Below are 4,576 nucleotides of genomic sequence, written 5' to 3' on the forward strand. Positions count from 1 at the left end.
GAGACGCTCGAGAGGGTCGGCGGGTACGACCCCGCGTTCCGGGCCTATGGCTGGGAGGACGTGGACTGGGGATACCGGCTGCACGCGGCCGGAGTCCCGGTGGTGCTCGCACCGGAGCTGGAGACGCCGCACCACGTGGCGGCCACGACGACCGAGGGGCGCGTGCGTCGCGCCTTCCTCGCGGGGGCCGCGCGGCGGGCCTTCGAGTCCAAGCACGGATCCGCCGCGCTCGGCGCGGCACCGGCCGCGCGCGGGGCGTGGGGGCGGATCGTGGACCGCACGGCCGCCCGGAACGGACGGGCGGAGCTCGAGGCGCGTGCGCGCCGGACGGACCGCGGCCTGAACCGGATGCCGCGCTGGGCCGCGGAGAAGCGCGTCGCCTGGCTCGTCGAGGCCGCGGGGCTCTCCGGGCAGCGCCGTCCGGACGAGGTGGTGAACGATGTCTGACGTCACCCGCGTCCTGATCGTGTGCGACCTCATCGCACCCGGCGGCGGCCCCACCGGCTACACCTGGAACCTGCGGGCCGCTCTCGCCCGCACCGCGGCGGCCGGCATCGCGGTGGAGTTCGCCGGCCTCGTCCTGGAGCAGCGCAACCGCGCCACGGGGGAGCGCCCGCCCGCCCCGGTCCGCGACCGCCCGCGCCCGAGCATCCGGCGTCTCGCGGGCCGGATCCGGCATGAGATCGGGCACGCGCTGAAGAGCGGGATCACGCCGCGGCTGAGGGCGCAGATCGACGCGGCGGACCTCGTCGTCTTCCAGGGGTTCCAGGATCCGCGCCGTCTGCGCTTCGCCCGGCGGCGCGGAACGGCCACGTGCTACATGCCGCACAGCCCCACGATCTACGCCGACGAGTACGTCGCGATGAACGCGGGCGAGAGGGGCCTCGGCCGCACCAGGCGCCGGATGATCCGCTCCGAGCGCGCACTGTTCCAACGGGCCGACCTCGTGGTGTTCCCCACCCCCGCGGCCTCCGGCGCCTACCTCGACGCCTTCGGGGACGAACTCGCGGCGACGCCGGTGCGGTACGTGCTCTCCGGCGTCCCGCGTCCCGTGCCGCGCGAACCGGCCGGCGAGGCGGGCGGAGCAGACGTCCTGTTCGTCGGGCGCTACGTCTCGCACAAGGGCTACGACCTGTTCCTGGACGCGGCGGAGCGGCTCGCCCCGCAGCACCCCGGTCTCCGCTTCGCGACGCTCGGGGCCGGCCCCGCCCGCCGTGCGTCCGGTGTCGTGCGGGATCTCGGGTGGCGCGACGACCCGATCCCCGCGATCGCCGCGGCCCGGTTCCTCGTCGTCCCCAACCGCATCGCCTACTTCGATCTCCTGCCGCTCGAGGCGGCCGCCCTCGGGAAGGGTCTCGTCTTCACCGCGGTCGGCGGCAACGTCGACCAGCACGCGATGCTGCCGGACTCCGTGATCTGCGCGCCGTCCCGACTGGAGGAGGGGATATCCCGGGCCATCGCCCTCAGCGAGGATCCGGAATGGGGGCGCGCGAACGCCGTCGCCTACGAGCGGGAGTTCACCGACGAGCGGATGGCGCAGCGATGGATCGCGCTCATCCGCGAGTGGCGCGAGCGCGATCCCGCGAAGACTCCCCTGGAGGGCTCCCATGCCTGAGACGGAGCGCCGAGCGCTGTGGCTCGTCCCGGTCGCCCCGCTCGGCGGGGTCGCCCGGCACGTGCTGGACGCCACCAGGACGGGGGTGCCGGGCTGGAGCATCACCGTGCTGTGCCCAGAGGGGGCCCTCGCCGCGCGGCTTCGCGCGCAGGGCACGACCGTGATCGCTGCGCCGTTCGGCCCGGACGCGGGCTTGCGGACGTCGCGCCGCGCGCTCGCCGCCGCGGTGCGCGTGTCGGGCGCCGAGATCGTGCACTCTCACCTCGCGTATGCGGACATCGTGAGCGCCTGGACGCGTCTGCCTCGCACGGCCCGCCGGTTCACGACCGAGCACGGCATCGCGAGGGACGACGGCGTCTACCACCGCTCGTCGGCGCAGGCCGGAGCGATGGCGCTCGTGCACCGGCTGCGGTTCCGCCGATTCGACGGCGCGATCGCGGTGTCGGAGGCGACGCGCGCCGCGATGGTCGAGAAGTGGCGCGTCCGCCGGCCGATCGTCGTGATCCCGAACGGGGTCGCGCTGCCCGACGGTGTGGCCGTGCGGGAGCCGGCGGATGTGGCGGGGCTGCGGATCCTCGCCCTGTCGCGCCTGTCCGCCGAGAAGAGGATCGACCGTCTCATCGAGGCGTACGCCCTCGTGCGCCGAGAGCATCCCGCCGCGACGCTGACCGTCGCAGGGGAGGGACCGCTGCGGGGCGAACTGGAGGCGCGCGCCGCCGGCCTCGGCGTGCCGGTCGCGTTCCCCGGCTTCGTGGATCCGGAGCGCGCGATGGCCGACGCCGACGTCGTCGCCCAGCTGTCCGTCTGGGAGAACTGCTCCTACACGCTGCTGGACGCGGTGGCCCGCGGGCTGCGCGTCGTGGCGTCGCGGGCGGGCGGCAACGGCGCTATCGTCGGGCGGGACCGCTGCGTCGATCCGGACGATCTCGCGGCGACCGCCGCAGCGCTGGTGACGGCGCCGCCGGTCCCGCGCGATCGGCTCACGACCCCCGGCGACATGACAGCGGCGATCGCACGGGCGTACGCGGGGGAGGAGCCGGCATGCTGATCATCTTCGACCCGGTCGTGCGCCGCGGCCTCGGCGCCCTGATGCGGCTCGCCGGCGTGCGGGCGGTCCCCTGGATCGCGGTCGCGGTCGTGCTCATGCTGCTGCAGACCGCCCTGAGCACGATCCCCGTCGTCGCGATGATCCCGCTCATGTCGCTGATCTCGGGCGGAGGCGTCGACGCCGGAGTCGTCGGGGTGCTGGCGGGGTGGCTGGGCACGACGGATCCGCGCGTGGTGATCCCGCTGTTCGCGCTCTGCATCGCGGTGCTGTTCATCGTCTGCAGCGGACTGTCCGTCCTGCTGGTGTGGTGGCAGGGCGGCCGCAGCGCGCGGCTCGGCGTCGCCGCGAACACGGCCATGCTGCAGGCCTACGCGGCCGAGCCGTACGCGTCGCATCGGCGCCGCTCCGACGCGGAGATCCTGCGCAACGTCGGGGGCACCGCGATCGTCGGGGCGGCGCTCACCGGGGTGCTGACCGTGTACACGAGCGCGCTCACGCTCATCGCGATCTGCGCAGTACTGCTCATCGCGTCGCCGCTGGTCACCCTGTTCACGATCGTGCTGTTCGGCGGCACGATGGCGCTGACCCAGCGTCGTCTGCAGCCCGCGCAGCGGCGGGCCGGGGAGGCGAGCACGGAGGCGAACCTGCGGAGCTGGTCGTTCCTGCTCCCGCTCGTGCACGGCTTCCGCGAGGTGCGTCTGTCGGCGACGCGACGGAGGCTGCTCTCGGAGTACGAGGCGTCGCAGGCGCGGATGCTCGGATCCAATCGACTGCTGGCGACCCTCGGCACGATCCCCGCCGCGGTGTCGCAGGTGATCTTCGCGCTCGCGCTCGCGGGTGTCTCGGCCATCATGTTCTCGACCGGTTCCGCCGCCCGCACCATCGCGATGCTCGGGCTGTTCGGCGCCGCCGCGATGCGCGCACTGCCGACCATGAACCTCATGACGCAGAGCATCGGCGGGGTGAGGGCGTCCGAGGCGAGCATGGAGATCCTCGCGGCCGCCGTCGAGGATCTCTCCCGCGCCGACGCGCACGTCGAGGAGCCGGTGGTGGCGGAGCCGCTGCGCGGCGACATCCGGCTGTCGGGCGTCGAGTTCTCCTACCCGGACGCCGCCGCACCGGTGGTCTCCGGCATCGACCTCGTCATCCGGGAGCACCGGACGACCGCGTTCGTCGGATCCAGCGGCGCCGGGAAGTCGACCATCATCGACCTGGTGCTGGGGCTGCTCGCCCCCACGCGCGGGGCGATCACCTGCGGAGGCGTGCCGATCCTCGACGATCCCGCGCGCTGGTACGCGGGGCTCGGGGTGGTGCCGCAGGACGCCTTCCTGCTGAACGACACCGTGCAGGCCAACATCGCCTTCGGGCTGCCCGAGGACGAGATCGATCCGGTGCGGGTGCGGCGGGCGCTCTCCCTCGCCCGCCTCGACGACGTGGTCGCGGAGCTGCCGGACGGCGTGCACACCGTGATCGGCGAACGGGGGAGCCGGCTCTCCGGAGGGCAGCGTCAGCGGCTGGGGCTCGCCAGGGCGCTGTACCGGGAGCCCCGTGTGCTCGTGCTCGACGAAGCCACGTCGGCGCTCGACAACGACACCGAGGCGCAGATCGCCGCCTCCCTGGCCTCGCTGCACGGTGAGATGACCATCATCATCGTCGCCCACCGCCTGTCGACCGTGCGGGACGCCGACACCCTCGTGTTCCTCAGCGGGGGCAGGGTGCGCGGGGAGGGGAGCTTCGCGCAGGTGCGTGCGGTCGTGCCCGAGTTCGCGCGGATGGTCGAGCTGGGAGAGCTCGGTGCGGAGCGCACGGTCACGGCCGAGGAGCACGCGGCGCCCGGCGCGGAGTCCTCGTGAGCACCCCTGCCGCGACCCCTGCCCCGACCGCGGGCCCGCTGCGGGTGCTCGGGCTCTTCG

At 74.1% G+C, this 4,576-nt stretch carries 3 protein-coding genes and 1 pseudogene; all 4 read left to right on the forward strand.

The features are described from left to right. A pseudogene (locus B7X32_RS18690) lies at nt 1-447 on the forward strand (glycosyltransferase family 2 protein); the annotation flags it as partial. Next, complete coding sequence (locus tag B7X32_RS18695; RefSeq protein ID WP_292723143.1) at nt 440-1,615, forward strand: glycosyltransferase family 4 protein; 1,176 nt, start codon at nt 440-442, stop codon at nt 1,613-1,615. The pseudogene B7X32_RS18690 and the gene B7X32_RS18695, both read left to right, overlap by 8 nt. Continuing rightward, nucleotides 1,608-2,663 (forward strand): glycosyltransferase family 4 protein, encoded by a 1,056-nt coding sequence (locus B7X32_RS18700; protein ID WP_292723145.1) that lies wholly within the window; start codon nt 1,608-1,610, stop codon nt 2,661-2,663. Before B7X32_RS18695 ends, B7X32_RS18700 begins: the two co-directional genes overlap by 8 nt. Beyond that, the gene (locus B7X32_RS18705) at nt 2,657-4,516 is read left to right on the forward strand and encodes an ABC transporter ATP-binding protein (protein WP_292723147.1); all 1,860 of its coding nucleotides are present in this window, start codon (nt 2,657-2,659) and stop codon (nt 4,514-4,516) included. The genes B7X32_RS18700 and B7X32_RS18705 overlap by 7 nt, the downstream gene beginning before the upstream one ends. Nucleotides 4,517-4,576 lie beyond the last annotated feature (60 nt).

Source organism: Microbacterium sp. 13-71-7 (assembly GCF_002257455.1).
Classification (GTDB): Bacteria; Actinomycetota; Actinomycetes; order Actinomycetales; family Microbacteriaceae; genus Microbacterium.

What these genes read in the sequence shown, in the direction of transcription:
- B7X32_RS18695 (WP_292723143.1), top strand. Translation starts at nt 440, where the DNA reads ATGTCTGACGTCACCCGCGTCCTGATCGTGTGCGACCTCATCGCACCC.
- B7X32_RS18700 (WP_292723145.1), top strand. Translation starts at nt 1,608, where the DNA reads ATGCCTGAGACGGAGCGCCGAGCGCTGTGGCTCGTCCCGGTCGCCCCG.
- B7X32_RS18705 (WP_292723147.1), top strand. Translation starts at nt 2,657, where the DNA reads ATGCTGATCATCTTCGACCCGGTCGTGCGCCGCGGCCTCGGCGCCCTG.